The sequence below is a fragment of the Psychromonas sp. genome, assembly GCF_047632995.1.
Lineage (GTDB): Bacteria > Pseudomonadota > Gammaproteobacteria > Enterobacterales > Psychromonadaceae > Psychromonas.
In genome coordinates, this window is record NZ_JBLIEK010000021.1 from 1 (window position 1) to 20,402 (window position 20,402).

The following is a 20,402-nucleotide window of genomic DNA, read 5'->3' on the forward strand; positions in this document are numbered from 1 at the left end:
TTTTCTATTAACAAAAGCACCCACGGCCGGTGACTCTCTCTAGCTAAAATTTCATTTCTAAAACGCATCAAAGTAAGTGTCCCTAAAAATGCAGCAAAAGCGATTATCATAATAATAAGTGGCCAAAGCATCTCTGCTGCCATTGACGGTTTTTCAAATTTACTGATAGTCGCGCCCTGATGTAAGGTATTCCACCAGACAACAGAATAATGAATTATGGGTAAATTAACCACCCCGACTACTGTAAGGATCGAAGCGGCTCGTCCTGCTAAGACCTTATCTGAAAAAGCGTTATATAAAGCGATAATGCCCAAATAAACAAATAAGAGAATCAACTCAGAGGTTAAACGCGCATCCCAAACCCACCATGCTCCCCACATAGGTTTACCCCATGCAGCGCCAGTCACTAAAGCGATAAAAGTAAAAACAGCGCCAACGGGTGCCGTTGCGGCAACGCTCATCTCTGCCAATCTAATTTGCCAAACTAGTGCAATAAAAGCGGCGATAGCCATCGTTGAATAGGCCCCCATTGCCATCATTGCAGCCGGGACATGAATATAAATAATTCGGAAACTATCCCCTTGTTGGTAATCAGCAGGGGCGAATAATAGCCCCCACACCGTCCCCACTGCGAAAGCGAGCGCGGTAGCTGCCACAAACCAAGGTAATAATCTGCCCGCTAATTGGTAACTTTTTTCAGGCTTTGCGTAAGGATGTAACCATTTCCACATAATTGTTCTCTGTCTACTTTAATAAATTTGTAACTATTTAGCCCAAAAAATTGAGCTGTTTTATTATAAATATAAGATTGTAAATACTCAGGGTGACTATCTGAATAATTACATAAACTTTAACTTACACTGACACGCAGTGAAGCGGCAATAGCAAAAGGCGCCAAGGTGATTGCAGCCACTAACATTGCACCTAATAGTGCTAATAACCCTGAATATGATTGCCCGTATGCGGCAGCATCAATGGCCATCGTTGAAAAGATCAAAATAGGAATACTTAAAGGTAACATGATTAAACTTAATAAGATCCCGCCTTTACGTAAACCCACAGTCAACGCGACACCAATTGCACCTAATAAACTCAAAATCGGCGTACCAATTAACAAGGTTAAAAATAACGCAATATAAGTCCCCATATCAAGCGATAAAAACAGCGCTAACAGTGGCGATACTAACAATATAGGTAACCCCGTCAGTAACCAATGCGCAAATACTTTGGCGCACACCAGCCAGGCGAGCGGGAATGGCGTGATCATTAACTGCTCAAGCGTGCCATCAATAAAATCATCTTTAAATAATCGTTCAAAAGATAAAAGAGCAGCCAGTAATGCTGCAACCCAAATAATACCGGGGGCAATCCGTTTTAACAATACAGGGTCGGTTCCAATAGCAAGAGGGAAAAGAGTAACAACGATAACAAAAAACCAGATTGGATTTAAAATATCACTCTGGCGACGAAAAGCGCCTTTTAATTCTTTACTGACAACCTGCAAAAAAGCATTAAACATAGGCGTTACCGATTGTTTTCGTCAGTATTATTTTTGAGAGCAAGCTATCGTCGATAGTCAAGTCTTGATGCGTGGTCAGTAAAACTATTCCGCCATTTTGGGCATGTTTAATAAAAAGCGCTTCTAAAACGGCAATACCTGACTTATCAATTGCACTAAATGGTTCATCAAGCACCCATAATGGGCAGTCACTGAGCCATAATCGAGCCAGCGCAACCCGGCGTTGTTGCCCCGCTGAAAGTTGAGAGGTTGTAATATCCTCATAACCTGCTAATCCGACATTTTCTAAAATATCCCATAAATTAAGGTGCAAATGGCTTGCATGCATCGCTTGAAAAAACTGTAGATTTTCTAATGCAGTTAACTCCGGTTTGATACCTGTTTTATGACCTATATATAAAAGTTGCTGATGAAATGAGTCACGCACAGTGGATATAGATTTCCCATGCCAAAAAATATCGCCTGCATAGGGTGTCGACAAACCAATAATCACACGAAAAAGGGATGTTTTCCCCACGCCATTAAGCCCTTCAACTTGTACTATCATGCCCGGATTAGCGGTAAAACTCAGATCTTTAAATAAGATTCTGTCCTCATGGACGCAAGTTAGTTTTTTGCAGTGGAGCATCATTACAACCTAACTAATAAAATAGAGCAATCGCCCGGACCTAAAATGAGTGTAGTTCAGATCCTAGCACAGATAATAATGCTAAGTAATAAAGATAAAGCGTTAATATGAGCAAGCGTTTATTCTACAAAAACAGTCGATAAAACAAACGATTACACTTACATTTACTAGGGAATTGAGCGCGGGATAAGTTACTTTTTATGTAAATTGAGCAGCAATTCAGCCTCTGCTCTTGGTAACTCACATTCATTCATTAACTCTTCAATTGACGCACCTAATTCAACCATTTTAGCAGCACGAGTATAGGGTCTATTTTCAGGAGCTTGGGCCACAAGATTTAACTGATTTTCCTGTGTCTGTTTTACCATCGAGTCTAATTGCTGAATTTTTTTACCCAGCCCCACTGTGCCAGAGTGAATTTCAGTAAATTGTCTTTTAAATGATTCATTACTCGCAAGCAGCGATTTCACAAGCAGTTGTAGCGCATCCGTTTTCTTCATTTGTTTTTTTATTAAAATGTAACTGATAATAAAAAAAACAATGGCTAACGCTAAGGCTAGCCAAGGGATATATTGTAAATACATTTATGACTCAATTTATAAAAGACTTAACTCGTCCCACTCGTCATCACTGAGTAGCTTATTTAAGTCAACCAAAATAAGCAGACCACCATCACGATTGGTAACACCTTGAATAAACTGCGAGCTTTCCTCGGTGCCAACATGCGGCGCGGCTTCTATTTCTGATTTTTTCAGGTAAACAACTTCAGCAACACTGTCAACTAAAATCCCAATAACCTGCTTTTCAGCTTCAATAATCACAATGCGGCTATTATCAGTAACATCTGCAGGCATTAAACCAAATCGAGAGCGAGTATCAATAACGGTTACGACATTACCACGTAAATTAATAATTCCTAACACGTAATCAGGTGCGCCAGGTACAGCGGCAATATCAGTGTAGCGCAGGATCTCTTGGACCTGCATTACATTAATACCGTACGTTTCATTTTCTAACTGAAAAGTAACCCGTTGGAATACTTCATCATCTGAAGCGTTCTTTGATGCTTTGCCATCTCTATTCATAATATTCTCTGTTCAATTTGGTGAGTTAATGAGTTTATCTTAGCTTTTAATTTTAATTTATCCAGCACTTAATGACCGTGAATATTCATTCCGCTATTCAATAGCTTAACTAATTCTTCAGCATGGATCAAAGCGCACATTTTTTCTTTAACCATGCCCGCCAGCCAGGGTCTTTTACCTTGCACTTTCCGCCATTTTATCTGTGAACTCGTTAATGTTTCGGTGCCCAATAGTTTTTCACAAGAGAGCCCCCATTCTGTTGAACCGAGTAAGATATAATGGGTATAATTTTGTGCTTTAGAACCCTCTATATTTATCCATTTAGCCGTATCAACAATATTGTACAGTGATTCACCGTGCGTCATCACACCGGAAAACCAATCAGGCTTACCAAGTAGAAAATTAAGCGATTTGTCTAAATGATGGATACCACCTAAATCGGTTAATGGCACCGCAAAGGTTAACCCTGCCAACTCAAAAAACAGTACTTGAAATTCATTCTCAACGTCTAAGTTTTTCCACTCTTCCTGTTGTTTCAACGGTGCAACCGGTTCAGGCAATTGCTCTTTTGCATCAGCCGCGATCATCTCCTCTTGCTCAGAAAAAACCAGCGTTTGCGGCAAAACAGTATGCACAGGTTGTAGACTTTCTAATTGCTCTTGGACATCATTGACGAGTGTTTCACTACCTTGATCTGATTCTTCACGTAGCATGGAGGTAAAATAACTTTCCATTGCTTTATCATTATGATTTTTCATTTAGTACTGCTCTATTTGTAACAAGTAATTAAGTAATGTTTCATAAGCAAATGCACCTCGGCAATGTTGTGAATACATAGAAACAGGTAAATGATCTAAACTTGCGTCCCTAAACTTTGTATCAACTGGAATTACACCATTCCAAACTTTATCTGCATAGCTCTTTTTTAATACTTCAAGCGTATTAAAGGACGCACGAGTTCGTTTATCATACATAGTTGGAATAATACAATAATCAAAATCCCCAACTCCCGGTTTTTGCATGATTTTAAGCGTTTTTATCATCCGCTCTAGCCCTTTATAGGCCAAAAATTCTGTTTGTACCGGTACCAATATTCTTTCGCAAGCGGCTAAAGCATTTACCATCATCACCCCTAATACTGGCGGGCAATCAATTAAAACGAAGTCATAGTCATCTTCCACCAATGATAACTGTTTTTTCATAAAAAGCCCCATTCCTTCTTTGTCACCTAGCAAACGGTCTAACGTTGCCAGTGCCATCGAAGCTGGGATCAATGAAATATTGGTAATTTCAGTGGGTAAAATAACTTGCTGCAGATCCGCTTTGGTCTGCGCAGGCTCCACAAATAGATCATACAAACTGACAGGAAGCTCATCGGAATCATACTGCATATAACTGGTTAAAGATGACTGTGGATCGGTATCAACAAGTAAAACTCGAAAACCACGCTCAGCAAGTAGACCCGCCAAGGAGATAACTGTTGTTGTTTTACCTACACCACCTTTTTGATTTGCCACTGTCCAAACTAACAACTTTATTCCTGCCTTGTTGTGATAATTAATCGGTTATTCGGTAAATGCAGTTCATGCATCTCTTTACTATCTGGCTTTGCTAAAGCTGCTGGTTGAGATCTGTTTTTCCCATCCTCCGGCAAAGCGTTTTGTGAGGCGCTATCCAGCAAAGCGTACTTAGATATAGCAATAACCACTCGTCTGCTCTTTATTGCATCAATATCACCATTTTTCTGGGTTACAGGGTAATATTCACCATAGGCTTCCACCACCATTCTTTGCCCCGCAATACCAAGCTTATTTAATCTATGTAGCACACTGAATGCCCTGGCACCCGAAAGTTCCCAATTAGATGGGTAAATTTCATTGGAAATTGCCTCTTGATCTGTATATCCCCGTATTCTTAGCATATTATTTATCGGTTTTAATACACCGGCTAATTTGTCGATTTGATCGGAAGCAGAGTCTAACAGCGTATGACTTCCACCTGAAAACAGTAACTGCCCGCCCAGTTCAATCGTTAGCCAGTCACCATCAAGATCTAATTTGACCAATTCACTCTCTAGCTCGGATAAGAATAACGTTTCTAATTCTAATTTTAATTGACTAAGCTCCCAACCTGTCTTTAATGTATCAACATTGGAAAGCTCATTGTTTGCCTGATTAACCACTCCATCAGAAAGTATTGCAGGTCCCGCATCTTCAATAATACTGTTACTATCTTTAGTTAAGATACCTTCTTGATAAGAGCTAAAAACAGATTGATTAAGCAGTTTACTGGCATTTTGAATACCTATTATGACATCTTTATATTTTTCTTCTTTACTGGATGACACGGCATATAGAACAACAAACACAGCGAACATTAAGGTCATAAAATCAGCGAAGGAAACAGTCCAACGATTTAGATCATTGCCAGAATGCATTTGTAAACGGGAGCGCGGCCTAACGCGCATTAATAAGATGCTCTATCAATATAACTGCTTAAACGGCGATCGAGGAGCAAACTATTATCGCCATGAACAATGGCAATCAGTCCAATTAACGTCATCTCTTTATACAAAGCCACATATTGATAATACAATCGGATTTTATTCGCAATAGGCAAATAAATAAAATTGGCAAAGCCAACACCATAAATAGTAGCAATAAATGCAACAGCAATACCCTCACCTAATTTATCAGGTTGATCTAAATACCCCATAGCTTGGATTAATCCCAAAACAGCACCAATAATACCAATCGTTGGGCTGTACCCACCCATTGATTCAAAAATCTGGGCGCTACGTTCATGATGTTCGCTATCAAGCTCTATATCTTGCTGTAGGATATCCTGCAAAGCCAATTGATCACAACCATCAACCAACATTGCCAACCCTTTTTGGGTAAATGGATCAATATTTTCATCATTTTCTTTCTCTAAGCTTAATAAACCATGTTGTCGTGATTGATAGGACCAATCTTGAATTCGCCTAGACTGTTCAATAAGTGAAAGGGACGGTGTAACAAATATTTGCGGCAGAAGGTTTAATGCATGCAGGAACTGTTTACTCGATGTTTGCACCAAAACAGCGCCCAAAGTCCCGCCGAAGACGATCAGGAAAGCAGGTAAATCAAACAGGCCCTTTATTGATGAACCATGATAAATTTGTGCAAATAGCAAGCTCGCTATAATAATAAAAAAGCCGAAAAAACCCAGCTTATTCATGTTTAAGTTCTACTTTGATACGTTTAGCCACTTGATCGATTGCCAGAGATTCTGTCGCAATACCGGCTTTAACAACGGCTTGTGGCATTCCGTAAACAACACAGCTTTCCTCATCCTGCGCCCATATAACTGAGCCTTTATCTTTTAACATGCGCGCACCATCTCGACCATCTGCGCCCATTCCGGTCAAAACGACAGCAAGTACTTTATTACCATAAAATTTTGATAGTGATGCAAAGGTGATATCAACACTGGGTTTGTAATTAAGTTTTTCACTTCCTTCATGAATGCGAATTCTACCATGCCCGGTTCTACCATCTATCAACATCTGTTTGCCACCAGGTGCCAGGTATGCACAGCCGGCTTGCAACACATCTCCATCGCTTGCTTCTTTTACTTTAATTTTACAAATACCGTTTAAACGTTCAGCAAATGCTTTAGTAAATGTACCTGGCATATGCTGAATCAGCACTATTGGTAATTTAAAATTAGCGGGTAAATCTGACAAAATAGTCTGCAATGCAACTGGACCGCCCGTTGAAGTACCGATAGCTAAAATATCATATGACTTACCGGAGGCTTTGAAATGTTTGTTCGTTGCTAATAGTGGCGCGCTACTGGCGCTCCCTTTACTTGTAACGGGTTTGCTTAACGCCCCGCTGCTTCTCGCATCAGTGCTTTTTTTTAATTTTTGTAATGCGGACAATGCCGGACTGGTTTGCACTCTTGTTGGTGCCATGGCAGATTTTTCTGGCGCTGCCGGTCTTGTTATGGGGCGATAGGCCCGTCGGTGTCCTATCGCTTTAATGCGCTGCTGCAATAACAGTATTGCCTCATCTTTATTACGCGCAATATCTTCAAATTTTTTCGGTAAAAAATCCGCAGCGCCCGCCTCTAATGCATCTAATGTAGCCGTTGCGCCATCATGCGTTAAAGAAGAAAACATCAGAATAGGCAATGGATTGCTTGCCATTATTTTTTTCACCGCAGTAATGCCGTCCATAACAGGCATTTCAATATCCATAGTGACGACATCAGGTTTCAATTTAGCAACCATCTCTACCGCTTCTAAACCATTATTTGCGGTCCCAATCACTTCTAAATCAGGTGACTTGTTAATGATTTCACTTACTCGACGGCGAAAAAAACTTGAATCATCAACAACTAATACTTTTACCACCATGCAAAATCCTATTTTTTATTATGCGTAATGTTTTAACAAACTTGGCAAATCAAGGATCAGAGCAATACCACCATCACTGGTAATAGTCGCGCCTGCCATTCCTGGTGTACCAGATAACAGTTTATCTAACGCTTTGATAACCACTTCTTCTTGACCAAGTAGTGCATCAACAACAAAGGCTACCTGCTGAATGCCTAACTGTACTATCACAACGAGTCCTAAGCCTTTACTTTTTTCAATCGGCTCTGCATTGGGTGCTAACCAGTCGCGCAGATAAAACAGAGGAATTGCACGGCCACGTATCACTACCATTATTTGACCGTTAACAATATTTGTTTTACCTAGATCTAAATGGAAAATTTCATTGATATTGGTCAGCGGTAATGCAAAGGTTTGCTTTGCCACCACTATCATTAACGTTGGAAGGATCGCAAGTGTTAGAGGCACTTTAATCTCTAATCGCGTTCCTTTACCCATTGCAGAATCAATCGCGATCGTGCCATTTAATTTGGTGATCCCGGTCTTAACCACGTCCATTCCTACACCGCGACCAGAAATATCAGAAATTTCAACTTTAGTAGAAAAGCCAGGTGCAAAAATAAGTGAGAACGCTTCTGTGTCTGACATGCGATCAGCACCATCTTGATCTAAGATACCTTTATCCATCGCAATCTGTTTTAGCTTATTGGGATCCATACCCGCGCCGTCATCTTCGATGACCAGAAGAATATGATCACCTTCCTGTGATGCCGACAGTAAAATACGCCCTTCTTTCTCTTTTCCTGATTGCATACGAACAATTGGCATTTCGATGCCATGGTCAACTGAATTCCGCACTAAATGCACCAGAGGATCGGCAAGTGCCTCTACCAAGTTTTTATCTAAATCAGTTTCTTCGCCGACCAACTCAAGGCGAATATCTTTACCTAATGTGCGTGCCATATCACGTACAACACGCGGGAATTTACCAAATACTTTTTTAATTGGCTGCATCCGCGTTTTCATTACCGAGCCCTGCAAATCCCCAGTTACAATATCAAGATTAGCAACTGCACGTGAAATTTCTTCATCTTCAGAGGTTGATTCAAGGCTTACCAAACGATTGCGTACTAATACTAATTCGCCAACCATATTCATTATTTCATCAAGCGTGGCGGTATTAACGCGTACCGTTGGCTCAGCTTTAGCTACGGCCGTTTTTTTAGCAACTGCTGCTGTTGGAGCCGGTTTAACAACTTTCTCTGTTACAGCTTCTGGCTGTGGTTTTGGTTGCGCCTCTGGTGGTGGCGTTTTCACTGCTGGTGGCTTAATTTCTGCACTAGTCTGGACACTTTTACCCGCGCCATGCAATTCATCAAGTAATGATTCAAATTCATCATCTGTTATCTCATCAGCAGAGCTATTATTATCAGCTGCAGGCGCTTGCGTTGAAATAGCGCCATGTACCCCTTTTCCGTGAAGTTCATCAAGTAATGATTCAAACTCATCGTCATCAATATCATCACTTACGCTGGCCGTAGAAGTTTCCACTTCAGCAGTAGCTGCCATTGAGTGTTTGCCCACACCATGCAGTTCATCCAGTAAGGATTCAAATTCATCGTCACTGATGTCACCACTTTCAGGTGCCGCGGCGGGAGCGGTGACGGTTGAGCCCGATTTGCCATGCAATTCATCTAATAATGCATCAAATTCAGATTCACTGATCTCATCAATGCTACTGTTAGACTCATCATTCAAGTCTACCGTTGCCGCTTGAGCAGAAGGTTTTTTGACTGCATCGACAGGCGGAGCAGTCGGAGCAGTCACTTTATCTTCCGATTCAGGCCGACTTAATTTATGTAATTGTTCGAGAATATCAGCAGGAGCAGCGGTAACAGTATCGCCCGATTTTACGGCATCAAACTGCTCATTAATAACATCTAGCGCGGCTAAAATAGTATCCATAAGTGCTGCGTTAAGGCTGCGATTATGTTGACGCAAACAATCAAATACATTTTCAGCGCCATGACAAGTTTGCACCAATTCGGTTAAGGATAAAAAACCAGCCCCACCTTTTACAGTGTGGAAACCACGGAAAATGGCATTGAGTAATTCTGTGTCGTTTGGATTATTTTCCAATTCAATCAGTTGTTCTGATAATAATTCTAAAATCTCACCCGCTTCGACCAAAAAGTCTTGCAGGATCTCTTCATCTACTTCAAATGTCATTTCCCGTTTCCTTAAAATCCTAAACTAGAAAGCAAATCATCAACATCATCCTGTCCATTTACAACATCATCACGCTCATCTGCGTTCAGAATGGGACCTTCAGCTTCAATATCTTTCTTTGTATTGTTTACGTTCCTATCAGATTTAAACACGGCACTATCTGTGTGGCATACAGTCAAAATACCAACAAGTTTAGATTCAATCTCCTGCACTAATGCAATAACACGTCGAATCATTTGCCCTGTTAAATCTTGAAAATCTTGAGCCATTAAAATATCTGTAAGGGAAGTTCTTAACGTTAATGCACTGCTTTTCGATTCTGTAATAATAGAATCAATCTGGTGACAGAGAATTTTAAATTCACCAAGGGCGAGCTCTCTTCTCATTAGCCCTTGCCAATTCGGCGTAACCGCCTCGATATCCTCGATAAGTTTATCTGCAATGGGTAAGCAAGTGTCAACCGCATCCATTGTTTTATTGGCCGCACTATCGGTCATTTCAATAACATAATTCAAACGGTCTTTAGCGTCAGGAATATCGTTCCCCGCCATATCAATCAACCGAGTATCATTTTGAAAACTTCGTAATGCATCGTGTAACTCACGCGTTAACTCACCAACTTTATCAAACACGCCATCTTCATTTGCTGTGGGTGTGCTTGCGCCTTCTACAATTTCATTTGCGGCACTTATCTCTTGCGCTTCCAAATGAGCAACGAGTGCTTTTGCTTGTGAAAGTGATAGCAGTGGCATTAATTCATTTGCCATCTCCATCTCCTTTAACCTAATCGCTCAAAAACTTTATCTAACTTTTCTTTTAGTGTGCCAGCGGTAAAAGGTTTAACGATATAACCATTTACTCCTGCCTGAGCCGCTTCAATAATCTGCTCACGTTTCGCTTCGGCGGTTACCATCAACACAGGTAGATTCTTTAATTTCGGATCTTTGCGGATCTCTTTTAAAAGATCTATCCCCTGCATAATGGGCATATTCCAGTCTGTTACAACAAACTCAAAATCCCCCTCTTTGAGCATGGGTAAAGCTGTATTGCCATCATCAGCTTCAAATGTATTTGTAAAACCAAGATCGCGTAATAAGTTCTTGATTATTCTTCTCATTGTTGAGAAATCATCAACAATCAGTACTTTCATATTTCTGTTCAAAACATACCCCTAAGTAAAAACTTATCTCGCAATTAATTTACTTAAAATAACTTTAAGTAAATATAAGTAAATATAAAAAAAATTACACCATAATAACCTTAGATTTCTAGGCTTCTTGGAGCATCTGTGACTCATCTCTTATCAAACTACCCATATCGCTTAGAATCTAAGCGGCTTGTGCCTTCGCCTTCGCCTTTAAACGATGTAGCGCCTGGCTATGAATTTGACTAACTCTAGACTCACTGACATCAAGCACCAAACCAATCTCTTTTAAATTTAATTCTTCATCATAATATAAAGACAGTACCAATGCTTCACGCTCAGGCAACTGTTTAATCATAGCAACCAGTTTATTTGAAAACTGATTTTCACTCACTTCGTTAAAAGTGGCATCATGATTGACTGAGCCTGTACCGAAAAGATCTTCTGCACCGGGTATATCCTCATATGCAACCAGCTTTGCACAATTCACATCATGTAACATCTGTTGGTATTCAGCTAATGTAACGCAGAGCTGCTCTGCAACTTCTGCTTCTTTAGCATTGCGTCCCGTACGTTTTTCCACATCAGCAATAGCACTGGCAATAGTGCGACTATTTTTATGCACTGAGCGAGGAACCCAGTCCCCTCTGCGCATCTCATCTAACATGGCGCCACGGATACGGATCCCCGCAAATGTTTCAAAACTAGCGCCTTTATTACCATCAAAGTTTCTTGCCGCTTCCAGTAAACCAATCATCCCCGATTGTACTAAATCATCAACTAGTACACTAGCAGGCAATCGAGCCAGTAGATGATAAGCTATTTTTTTAACTAATTCAGAATGACGCTCAATTAAATCAGATGTATTACTGTAATAGCCATGCGTTTTTATCACTTATAGCGACTCTCTTAGTTGCTCAACGTCATTAAGCAGTAATTTTTCAATAAAGAATTCAAGGTGTCCTCCAGGTTGATGTGGAATAGGCCAATCACAAGCACGATTAGCCAACGCCTTAAATGCCAAGGAAGCGGGTGTTTTCGGAAATGCCTGCACAACAACCTTTTGTTTTCTTACTGCTTGGCGAACATTGTTGTCAAATGGGATGCATGCAACTAACTCTAAAGAAGCATCTAAAAAACGGTCTGTTACACGTGTTAGTTTGGTGAAAAGTTCTTGTCCTTCACGTAAACTACGTACCATATTGGCAACAATTTTAAAGCGGTAAACGCCGTTTTGTTTGCTTAATATTTTAATTAACGCATACGCATCCGTGATTGATGTAGGCTCATCACAAACGACCATCACCACATCTTGTGCCGCTTGAGCAAAACTCACAACCATATTGGAAATACCAGCAGCGGTATCAATTAATAACATATCAATAGGTGTTTGCAGAGAGCTAAATGCTTGAATCAAGCCAGCATGTTCAATATCGGTTAACTCAACCATAGACTGGGTACCGGACGTTGCAGGCACAATCATTATGCCATCAGGCCCCGTCACAATGACTTCATCTAACGTGCATTCACCAGACAATACATGCGAAAGATTTTTGGTCACACGGATGCCTAATAAAACATCCACATTGGCGAGCCCCAAATCGGCATCAAGTACCAACACGCGCTTACCGCGCTGTGCAAGCGAAACCGCCATATTCAAAGTAACATTTGTTTTACCAACGCCACCTTTACCACCAGTGACAGCAATGACTTTCACCTGGTTATTTTTCATTCTTCTTAAGCCGCTTGCTTGATCTGAAATCATTATTTTACTCATTATCTAAAATTGTTAATTCAATATACCCAATAAGGCTTATTCGTTATCAAAGCCGCTATGCCAATCGTGCTGCTGATGTTCAAATATCTTATTCATCATATCCAAAGTGCCACTAATTAACGTATCAGTTTTCGCTATTTCAATATCTTCGGGCACTCTCTGCCCAGTTGTTACATAGGTAATTGGCAATGCATGCTGCATAGTAACGCTCAGCACTTCCCCTAAACCAACACTTTCATCTATTTTGGTTAATATACAGCCATAAAGTGTTATTCGTTTAAAGTGTTCGAATGCTTCTTCAATAACTCTGCGTTGTGATGTGGCAGAGATAACCAAATAACTGTGAATATTAACTCGACTATTACGCATCAGCGTATCTAATTGTTCTGAGAGCCGGACATCGCGCTGCCCCATACCGGCTGTATCTATCAATACTAACCGTTTTTCTCTAAACTGGTATAAAATATCAGAAAGTTCATCTGCATCTTTAGCTACACGTACCGCACAGCCCATAATTTTACCATAGGTCGCCAACTGCTCATGTGCGCCAATACGGTAAGTATCTGTGGTAATAAGTGCCACTTGATCAGCACCGTATTTTATACCGAATTGTGCTGCAAGTTTTGCAATCGTTGTTGTTTTACCCACACCAGTAGGGCCTAATAGAGCAATAGCCCCGCCCTGTGCTAAAATTTCATTTTTGCCAATATAAATCTTATCTTGCAATAATGCTTGAATATAATCCTGAACTTCAGTGGCAGAGGCATCTTCTGGGATATAACTCGCAAGTTGGTCTGCTATATCGTCTGAAAAACCAGCTGTACGTAACCATTTGATAACCATCGCTCGAATAGGCTCTTTACGTTCCATCTCTTGCCACATCAGCCCTGAGACTTGATGCTCCAGCAATTTGCGCAAAGAGGCGACCTCTGCGCCTATTTTAGCAATCTCGTTATCATTATTACGGCTAGCAGGTGCACTTCTGCGTGGCGCAGCACTGCTTTGTGCCCGTTCTTTTTTTTGTTGCCAATGCTGCTGCTCTGCAAGTGTTTTAGGCTGATTTGGCACTCTGTCGGGTTGACCCGTTGGCAGTGAAAAATCGGCTGAATCATTTCTGATTTGCGGATTTTTCTGGCCATTATTCTTTGCTTGCTGCGCATTCACCTTGCCAAAAAATGAGTGCAGTGATTTAGCAAAGTCTTCACCACTCTCTTTCACACCATTGCTTGTGCTTTTTTGCAGCTTTAATGGTGCTTTTTGTGCTTTACTGGCTTGCGAAGAAAGTTGCACATTATCATCGAGCATTGATGCAAACGGATCGTCTTTCCCTTTGTTTTTTTGTTGCTCTGCTTGCTCTGCCTGATAATCAACCGCAGCGACAATTTCAATTCCACCGACCACTTTTTTATTAGACATAATAACCGCATCAGGTCCGAGTACCTCTTTTACTTCGGTCATGGCGGTGCGCATATCTTTTGCAAAAAAACGTTTAATTTTCATTTATTACGACCAATTACTGCCCTATTGAGCTGATTATTTTTATCTGTTTATCGTCAGGTATTTCCTGATAGGAAAGTACATGCAAACTCGGAATTGTATGTTTTACGAACTTGGCTAATGTACTACGTAATACACCTGACGTTAATAATACGGAGGCCTGACCAAGCAACTCTTGCTGCTGTGATGCCTCCACTAATGAGTTTTGAATTCTTTCTGCAAGCCCGGGTTCAATACCAGCACCTTCATTCCCCCCCGCCTGCATAGACTTATGCAATATTTGCTCCAACTCGGTTGACAAAGTAATAACAGGTAACTCAGGTTCATTACCTATGATCTCTTGCACTATCATACGTTTTAATGAGATTCGACACGCTGCGGTTAACACCTCGGCGTCTTGGGTGCGCGGCCCATAATCGACCAATGTTTGCACAATGGTGCGAATATCTCTGACGGCGACATTTTCATTCAATAAACTTTGTAATACTTTAACAATAGTGCTCAATGACAATATTTCGGGCACCAAACCTTCAACCAGTTTAGGGTGCTTTTTAGCGAGTAAATCCAATAAACTTTGCGCTTCTTCATGGCCCAATAGCTGCGCCGCATTATTACTTAAAATCTGACTTAAATGAGTTGCGACAACGGTAGCCGTATCAACAACAGTATACCCCAGAGCTTGTGCCTGTTCGCGCTGCGCCTCATCGATCCAGACAGCCTCTAGGCCAAAAGCCGGATCAATACCCGTCACGCCATCGATCGGACCAAATACTTGTCCAGGATTGATAGCCATCTCTTTATCATGGTAAATATCAGCAAATCCACAACTTACGCCCATTAATGAAATATTATAATTATTTGGCGATAAATCTAAGTTGTCGCGAATGTGCACCGGGGGAATCAAAAAACCCATCTCCTGCGATAGTTTTTTACGCACGCCTTTAATACGATCTAGGAGCTGACCACCTTGGCTTTTATCAACCAATGGAATTAAGCGGTAGCCCACTTCCAGTCCTATCGTATCAACACTGCGCACATCATCCCAACCAAGCTCTTTAGCTTCTGTCGGCCCAGCTGTGCCGCTAGCATCACCTTCTTGGGCTTGCATCTCTGTTGAGGCTTTTTGTTTAACGCGATTAAACTGCCAATAAGCACCGCCAGCAGAAATACCGCCAAGCGTCAAAAAAGCCAGATGAGGCATGCCAGGGACAATACCCATTATCAATAAAAGAGCCGCTGTGATCATTAATGCTTTCGGATCGTCAAACATTTGACCAAGCATGCGCCCGCCCATATCAGCATCGGTATTTTCACGCGTAACCGTAATGGCAGCGGCAATTGACAGCAGCAAGGATGGGATTTGTGCAACCAGTCCATCACCAATAGTCAAAATAGTGTAAATTTCAGCAGCTTGCGCAAAAGGTAAATCATACTGGACCATACCGATCACAAACCCACCGATAATATTGATAAATAAAATCATGATCCCGGCAATCGCATCACCTTTTACAAATTTGCTCGCACCATCCATAGAGCCATAAAAATCGGCTTCCATGGTAACGTCTTCGCGCCGTGTTCGAGCTTGATCTTGATCGATAAGCCCCGCATTCAGGTCGGCATCAATCGCCATCTGTTTACCGGGCATAGCATCTAGGGTAAAACGGGCACTTACTTCTGAAATACGACCCGCACCTTTGGTAACAACGACAAAGTTAATGATCATTAAAATAAGGAAAACAATTAATCCCACTGCCAAGTTGCCGCCGATAACGACCGAACCAAACGCTTCGATAACACGTCCGGCAGCAGCCCCACCTTGATGGCCTTCTAATAAAACAATTCGTGTAGAAGCAACATTTAGTGCAAGACGTAACAGGGTTGCAATTAATAAAACGGTAGGAAAAGCAGCAAAATCCAATGGCCGGCGAGTATAAACACTGACCAGTAAAACAACCAACGCAAGCGCAATGTTAAAGGTAAATAATATGTCTAATAACAGGGTTGGCATAGGCAAAATCACCATACCCAACGCCGCTAAAACCAGAATAGGAGTGCCAAGGCCTCCCAGTATCTTTAATTTATTTGCCCATAAAGAGATGAATACAGTCTTAATGTTAGTAACCTACAATTATTAAATGATTTGTCTGAAGGGGGATAATGCCACAAATAGTAAAATCATGCCGCAATCATAAGGGTTGGAGTGTGAAATATTTACAATAACTTGAACAACTTCTAATTAAATAACCGCCTGAGATCATAAATCAATCTTTATATTGAAACTCTTCTGGAATTGGCAACTGATCCGGCAGTGATTTCGGCCGTCCAGAACGTCCTTTACGGAACTGATCGAGTTGATAAATGTATGCCAGGATCTGTGCGACCGCAACAAACAATTCATCAGGCACTTCACCATTAATTTCCGTGGTATGGTAAATAGCACGACATAATGGCGGTGACTGCATAATAGGGACTTCATTTTCACGGGCAACCTCTCTAATTTTAAGCGCCATAAAATCAACCCCCTTCGCAACGACATAAGGTGCGCGTTCACCATCTTGGTCATATTTTAGCGCGACAGAATAATGTGTTGGATTGGTAACAATAACATCGGCATCTGGCACATCGCCCATCATCTGACGCTGTGATGCTTCATACTGAAGCTGTCTAATTCTTTGTTTTACTTCCGGTTTACCCTCGGAGTTTCTATATTCATCTTTGACCTCCTGCTTGGTCATTTTTAGCTCTTCGCTATGTTTATAAATTTGATACGGTACATCAACCGCAACAATCACTAACAGTGAACAACATAAAGCTGTAAACATCCAAGAGATCATATCTAACGCTTCAAAAACACTTCCCGGTAATGGGGTAACTGAAAGCTGTAAAATATGATCAAAGGTGACACCCAATATCCACCACGCCATGCCCACAACAACTGCTACTTTTAATATAGATTTTAATAATTCCACCCATGCCTGCATCCCGAGCATCCGCTTTAATCCGGCGGCAGGACTCATACGGCTCCATTTCGGCATCATCGCTTTTGTGCTAAATAAGATGCCTCCTAATAAGGCACTGCCTAATATTGAGACCACAAAAAGCATAAATAAAATAGTAAACATTGGCACTGCAAGACCAGAAAAACTGCCAGCAAGGTGTAACCACATCTGCTCAGGATCAAAAAGTGCGGCGCGTTCAAACGTAAAGGCATTTTTCATCATCACAGATAATTCATAAGCCAAACGATCACCAAAAACAATAAATGCAAACGCAGCAGAGATCAGTACAGAAGCGGTTGCTAACTCTTTAGAACGCGCAACTTGACCTTTTTCCTTGGATTTTCTGATCCGTTCCGGGGTGGCGTCTTCGGAGCGGTCTGTGCCGTTTTCATTTTCAGCCATGCATTACGCTCCTATTGTTAAGTCATGAGTTAAGTCGTCAGTTAAGTATTGAGTTAACAACTTGTTCATCACGGTTTTTCACACACATTATTGAGCAATTCACACATCAAATTAATACCACGTAACCACTGGTTTTCAAAGTGGATAGGCACATTGACCAGAGTTACCCATAAGACAAACAAGCCAAAGACCATACTGACTGAAAAGCCCATACTGAATATATTCAATTGCGGCGCGGCTTTGGTCATAATACCAAAGGATAAATTCACCAATAACATCGCCACCATTGAGGCAATGGAAAATGCCAGCGCCGCGCTAAACATTAAAGAAAACCAAGCTGCGATTTTTTCATAATCAGTGGCTAACAACCCCTCCATTGAAACAGGTAAGGTATCAAAGCTTCTAACAATCATCTCAATCATTAACAGATGCCCATCAAGGTTTAAAAAGAGCAGGGTTACTAAGAGCACATAAAACTGACCAACAACAGGAGATGATTGACCATTCATAGGATCTGCCATTGATGCAAAGCCTAAACTGGTTTGCATCGCAATAACTTGCCCGGCAACAACAAAGGTTTGCACCACAAAAACAGAGATAGTACCAATAGCAATACCGATTAAAATTTGCTGCAAAATCACTAAAGCACTGGCAAGTGAGAACAGTTCAATACCAGCGGGGCCAGGCGGAAGAACGGGTAAGACAGCAAGCGTGATAGTAAGGGCATAGAAAAGGCGAATGCGTGTCGGTGTAGTCCTCGATCCGATTGCAACCATCACCATTAACATCGCGGCAATACGGCAGAAAGCCCATAAATAGGTCGCTAACCAATCGAGTAAAAATTCTGCAGAGAAAGTCATCAACCAACCACTTGGGGGATCTGGTTAATCATGGCGATAAAAAATTCCATCAACTTGCCAAATCCCCAGTGCGCGCCGAATGCTAATGAGGTAAGGGTCATAATTAAACGGGGTAAAAAGCTTAGCGTTTGCTCATTAATCGAGGTGGCCGCCTGAAAAATAGCCACAACCAAACCAATCAGTAAACTTGGCACTATAACAGCAGAAACTAATTGCAGTACAAGCCACAGAGCTTGCTGGAAAATATTTACAAATACTTCGGGTTCCATCAGCTATCCTAGAGGCCAAAGCTATTGGCCAAACTGCCCATTATCAAATTCCAACCATCAACCAACACAAACAACATCAACTTAAAGGGCAAAGAGACAATCATAGGGGATAACATCATCATCCCCATCGCCATCAAAATACTCGCAACCACTAAATCGATAATTAAGAAAGGGATAAATATCATAAAACCAATCTGGAAAGCAGTCTTCAATTCACTGGTCACAAATGCAGGGATAAGTACCGTAATCGGCACCTCTTCGGGTGTATTTACTTGTATATCCGCTATTTCCAGAAATGTTTCTAAATCTTTAAGACGCGTTTGTGCAAGCATAAATTCCATCAACGGCTTTTTACCTTTTTCAAGTGCCTGGGTAATGGTCATCTCTTCTTTGAGGTAGGGCTGCAGCGCGCTTTCGTTAATGCGATCAAATACGGGGGCCATAATAAAAAAAGTTAAAAAGAGGGCAATGCCGTTAACGACTTGGTTAGAAGGCGTCTGCTGCAATCCCATCGCTTGCCGCAAAATCGACATAACCACGACAATGCGCGTAAAAGAGGTCATTAAGATCAGCATCGCAGGTAAAAAACTTAGCGCCGTCATAAAGGCTAAGACTTGTAACGTTACGCTATATTCCTGCTCACCGCTTGCATTGGTCGTCACAGTAACCGCGGATAACGCCCCCGATTGTGCAAACAGATGCGGTGACACAAAGAGTAATATTAGGGCAACTATGGGTAATATTTTATTCATTGGTTTTATTGCTTATTTTAGATAATAACATTGAAAAAGGCGTTGCTGTCTTTTCACTCTGGGGCGTTTTTTCTACCAGCAAAGGTTTATCTAATTTATCAAGCAGCGTAATATTTTGCTCAGTAACCCCTAACAAATATTGCTGGCCATTAATTTCAATCATTTGCACTCGCCCCTTATTGGTTAAGGGTTGTGTTGCAACAATTTTAATCAGCGTTCGTCCTTTGCCATTTTTTAATAAATTAGTTTTTTTCATTAAATAAGCAAAAACAAAAATGCAGGCAATCACCAACAGCAAAGAGCCAAGCATACTACCTATTGCTAAATCGGGGCGACTGGTACTTTCTTCCAACGCTAACGCACGGATAGGAAAGAAAGCAGCGAGAGCAATAAAAAAAACCTTCATTTGAGCTTTTTAATCCGTTCTGTTTGGCTAATAACATCTGTTAAACGAATACCAAACTTATCATTGACCACCACCACTTCACCATGCGCGATTAAGGTGCCATTAACGAGCACATCTAACGGTTCACCAGCCACACGTTCAAGCTCAACAACCGAGCCTTGATTTAATTGCAGTAAATTACGAATGTTAATTTTGCTGCGACCCACTTCCATTGAAATAGTCACAGGGATATCGAGAATACTACCTAACCTGTCATGCTCTTCTTTGCTAATTGGAGCTGATGTATCCGTAAGCTCATCAAGTTCAACATTATTGATATCATCAGATGTTCCCTCATCACCAGATTCTTCAAGCGCAGCAGCCCACTCATCAGCCATATCTTGTTCATTACTCATATTTTTTTCCTGTTTATAAATTTTGCAATTCTTTTAATCTATATCCAAGCTACCTGAAG

The 20,402-nt window shown here is 41.1% G+C and carries 23 protein-coding genes; all 23 read right to left on the minus strand.

The genetic code is table 11. The annotated features are described in order from the left end of the window. Positions 1–731, minus strand: a 731-nt coding sequence (locus ACJAT7_RS05650; RefSeq protein ID WP_415225830.1) for a heme ABC transporter permease, incomplete at its 3' end; no start/stop codon positions are given. A 119-nt stretch (positions 732–850) separates the two neighbouring features. Beyond that, positions 851–1,519, minus strand: coding sequence for a heme exporter protein CcmB (gene ccmB / locus ACJAT7_RS05655; RefSeq protein WP_415225831.1), 669 nt, complete (start codon positions 1,517–1,519; stop codon positions 851–853). Continuing rightward, the gene (gene ccmA / locus ACJAT7_RS05660; RefSeq protein WP_415225871.1) at positions 1,512–2,147 is read right to left on the minus strand and encodes a cytochrome c biogenesis heme-transporting ATPase CcmA; all 636 of its coding nucleotides are present in this window, start codon (positions 2,145–2,147) and stop codon (positions 1,512–1,514) included. The genes ccmB and ccmA overlap by 8 nt, the downstream gene beginning before the upstream one ends. Positions 2,148–2,338: 191 nt before the next feature. Beyond that, positions 2,339–2,731: a DUF2802 domain-containing protein gene (locus tag ACJAT7_RS05665; protein WP_415225832.1), complete on the minus strand. Its 393-nt coding sequence runs from the start codon at positions 2,729–2,731 to the stop codon at positions 2,339–2,341. A gap of 12 nt (positions 2,732–2,743) precedes the next feature. Then, a complete protein-coding gene (locus tag ACJAT7_RS05670) occupies positions 2,744–3,232 on the minus strand; it encodes a chemotaxis protein CheW (RefSeq protein WP_415225833.1) in 489 nt (162 codons plus the stop codon). 68 nt (positions 3,233–3,300) lie between these two features. Then, entirely contained in the window at positions 3,301–3,990 is a 690-nt protein-coding gene (locus ACJAT7_RS05675; RefSeq protein ID WP_415225834.1) for a chemotaxis protein CheW, read from the minus strand. Continuing rightward, complete coding sequence (locus ACJAT7_RS05680; RefSeq protein ID WP_415225835.1) at positions 3,991–4,764, minus strand: ParA family protein; 774 nt, start codon at positions 4,762–4,764, stop codon at positions 3,991–3,993. A 2-nt stretch (positions 4,765–4,766) separates the two neighbouring features. Beyond that, complete coding sequence (locus tag ACJAT7_RS05685) at positions 4,767–5,699, minus strand: flagellar motor protein MotB (RefSeq protein ID WP_415225836.1); 933 nt, start codon at positions 5,697–5,699, stop codon at positions 4,767–4,769. Further along, the gene (locus ACJAT7_RS05690; protein WP_415225837.1) at positions 5,699–6,451 is read right to left on the minus strand and encodes a flagellar motor protein; all 753 of its coding nucleotides are present in this window, start codon (positions 6,449–6,451) and stop codon (positions 5,699–5,701) included. Before ACJAT7_RS05690 ends, ACJAT7_RS05685 begins: the two co-directional genes overlap by 1 nt. After that, positions 6,444–7,634 carry a protein-glutamate methylesterase/protein-glutamine glutaminase gene (locus ACJAT7_RS05695; RefSeq protein ID WP_415225838.1) on the minus strand — a complete coding sequence of 397 codons (1,191 nt, stop codon included), beginning with the start codon at positions 7,632–7,634 and terminating at the stop codon, positions 6,444–6,446. The genes ACJAT7_RS05690 and ACJAT7_RS05695 overlap by 8 nt, the downstream gene beginning before the upstream one ends. Before the next feature lie 18 nt (positions 7,635–7,652). Continuing rightward, the gene (locus ACJAT7_RS05700) at positions 7,653–9,842 is read right to left on the minus strand and encodes a chemotaxis protein CheA (protein WP_415225839.1); all 2,190 of its coding nucleotides are present in this window, start codon (positions 9,840–9,842) and stop codon (positions 7,653–7,655) included. Between the two features lie 11 nt (positions 9,843–9,853). Continuing rightward, positions 9,854–10,609: a protein phosphatase CheZ gene (locus tag ACJAT7_RS05705; RefSeq protein ID WP_415225840.1), complete on the minus strand. Its 756-nt coding sequence runs from the start codon at positions 10,607–10,609 to the stop codon at positions 9,854–9,856. Between the two features lie 11 nt (positions 10,610–10,620). Continuing rightward, positions 10,621–11,004 carry a chemotaxis response regulator CheY gene (gene cheY / locus ACJAT7_RS05710; RefSeq protein ID WP_238740426.1) on the minus strand — a complete coding sequence of 128 codons (384 nt, stop codon included), beginning with the start codon at positions 11,002–11,004 and terminating at the stop codon, positions 10,621–10,623. Between the two features lie 166 nt (positions 11,005–11,170). Continuing rightward, complete coding sequence (locus ACJAT7_RS05715; RefSeq protein ID WP_415225841.1) at positions 11,171–11,881, minus strand: RNA polymerase sigma factor FliA; 711 nt, start codon at positions 11,879–11,881, stop codon at positions 11,171–11,173. Continuing rightward, the gene (locus ACJAT7_RS05720; protein ID WP_415225842.1) at positions 11,882–12,751 is read right to left on the minus strand and encodes a MinD/ParA family protein; all 870 of its coding nucleotides are present in this window, start codon (positions 12,749–12,751) and stop codon (positions 11,882–11,884) included. It abuts the gene before it with no gap. Between the two features lie 48 nt (positions 12,752–12,799). Beyond that, entirely contained in the window at positions 12,800–14,263 is a 1,464-nt protein-coding gene (gene flhF / locus ACJAT7_RS05725; protein WP_415225843.1) for a flagellar biosynthesis protein FlhF, read from the minus strand. Positions 14,264–14,276: 13 nt separating this feature from the next. After that, positions 14,277–16,373, minus strand: coding sequence for a flagellar biosynthesis protein FlhA (gene flhA / locus ACJAT7_RS05730; RefSeq protein ID WP_415225872.1), 2,097 nt, complete (start codon positions 16,371–16,373; stop codon positions 14,277–14,279). Between the two features lie 148 nt (positions 16,374–16,521). Further along, on the minus strand, positions 16,522–17,661 hold the full coding sequence (gene flhB / locus ACJAT7_RS05735; RefSeq protein ID WP_415225844.1) for a flagellar biosynthesis protein FlhB: 1,140 nt from the start codon (positions 17,659–17,661) through the stop codon (positions 16,522–16,524). 68 nt (positions 17,662–17,729) lie between these two features. Then, a complete protein-coding gene (gene fliR / locus ACJAT7_RS05740) occupies positions 17,730–18,521 on the minus strand; it encodes a flagellar biosynthetic protein FliR (protein WP_415225845.1) in 792 nt (263 codons plus the stop codon). Continuing rightward, the gene (fliQ, locus tag ACJAT7_RS05745) at positions 18,521–18,790 is read right to left on the minus strand and encodes a flagellar biosynthesis protein FliQ (RefSeq protein WP_415225846.1); all 270 of its coding nucleotides are present in this window, start codon (positions 18,788–18,790) and stop codon (positions 18,521–18,523) included. Before fliQ ends, fliR begins: the two co-directional genes overlap by 1 nt. Positions 18,791–18,798: 8 nt before the next feature. Next, the gene (fliP, locus tag ACJAT7_RS05750) at positions 18,799–19,542 is read right to left on the minus strand and encodes a flagellar type III secretion system pore protein FliP (protein WP_415225847.1); all 744 of its coding nucleotides are present in this window, start codon (positions 19,540–19,542) and stop codon (positions 18,799–18,801) included. Beyond that, the gene (fliO, locus tag ACJAT7_RS05755) at positions 19,535–19,948 is read right to left on the minus strand and encodes a flagellar biosynthetic protein FliO (RefSeq protein ID WP_415225848.1); all 414 of its coding nucleotides are present in this window, start codon (positions 19,946–19,948) and stop codon (positions 19,535–19,537) included. The genes fliP and fliO overlap by 8 nt, the downstream gene beginning before the upstream one ends. Then, the gene (gene fliN, locus ACJAT7_RS05760; protein WP_415225849.1) at positions 19,945–20,343 is read right to left on the minus strand and encodes a flagellar motor switch protein FliN; all 399 of its coding nucleotides are present in this window, start codon (positions 20,341–20,343) and stop codon (positions 19,945–19,947) included. The genes fliO and fliN overlap by 4 nt, the downstream gene beginning before the upstream one ends. Positions 20,344–20,402: the final 59 nt, after the last annotated feature.

Coding starts and splice junctions, on each gene's coding strand:
- ccmB (WP_415225831.1), bottom strand. CDS start 1,519: ATGTTTAATGCTTTTTTGCAGGTTGTCAGTAAAGAATTAAAAGGCGCT.
- ccmA (WP_415225871.1), bottom strand. CDS start 2,147: ATGCTCCACTGCAAAAAACTAACTTGCGTCCATGAGGACAGAATCTTA.
- ACJAT7_RS05665 (WP_415225832.1), bottom strand. CDS start 2,731: ATGTATTTACAATATATCCCTTGGCTAGCCTTAGCGTTAGCCATTGTT.
- ACJAT7_RS05670 (WP_415225833.1), bottom strand. CDS start 3,232: ATGAATAGAGATGGCAAAGCATCAAAGAACGCTTCAGATGATGAAGTA.
- ACJAT7_RS05675 (WP_415225834.1), bottom strand. CDS start 3,990: ATGAAAAATCATAATGATAAAGCAATGGAAAGTTATTTTACCTCCATG.
- ACJAT7_RS05685 (WP_415225836.1), bottom strand. CDS start 5,699: ATGCGCGTTAGGCCGCGCTCCCGTTTACAAATGCATTCTGGCAATGAT.
- ACJAT7_RS05690 (WP_415225837.1), bottom strand. CDS start 6,451: ATGAATAAGCTGGGTTTTTTCGGCTTTTTTATTATTATAGCGAGCTTG.
- ACJAT7_RS05695 (WP_415225838.1), bottom strand. CDS start 7,634: ATGGTGGTAAAAGTATTAGTTGTTGATGATTCAAGTTTTTTTCGCCGT.
- ACJAT7_RS05700 (WP_415225839.1), bottom strand. CDS start 9,842: ATGACATTTGAAGTAGATGAAGAGATCCTGCAAGACTTTTTGGTCGAA.
- ACJAT7_RS05705 (WP_415225840.1), bottom strand. CDS start 10,609: ATGGCAAATGAATTAATGCCACTGCTATCACTTTCACAAGCAAAAGCA.
- ACJAT7_RS05720 (WP_415225842.1), bottom strand. CDS start 12,751: ATGATTTCAGATCAAGCAAGCGGCTTAAGAAGAATGAAAAATAACCAG.
- flhF (WP_415225843.1), bottom strand. CDS start 14,263: ATGAAAATTAAACGTTTTTTTGCAAAAGATATGCGCACCGCCATGACC.
- flhB (WP_415225844.1), bottom strand. CDS start 17,661: ATGGCTGAAAATGAAAACGGCACAGACCGCTCCGAAGACGCCACCCCG.
- fliR (WP_415225845.1), bottom strand. CDS start 18,521: ATGACTTTCTCTGCAGAATTTTTACTCGATTGGTTAGCGACCTATTTA.
- fliQ (WP_415225846.1), bottom strand. CDS start 18,790: ATGGAACCCGAAGTATTTGTAAATATTTTCCAGCAAGCTCTGTGGCTT.
- fliP (WP_415225847.1), bottom strand. CDS start 19,542: ATGAATAAAATATTACCCATAGTTGCCCTAATATTACTCTTTGTGTCA.
- fliO (WP_415225848.1), bottom strand. CDS start 19,948: ATGAAGGTTTTTTTTATTGCTCTCGCTGCTTTCTTTCCTATCCGTGCG.
- fliN (WP_415225849.1), bottom strand. CDS start 20,343: ATGAGTAATGAACAAGATATGGCTGATGAGTGGGCTGCTGCGCTTGAA.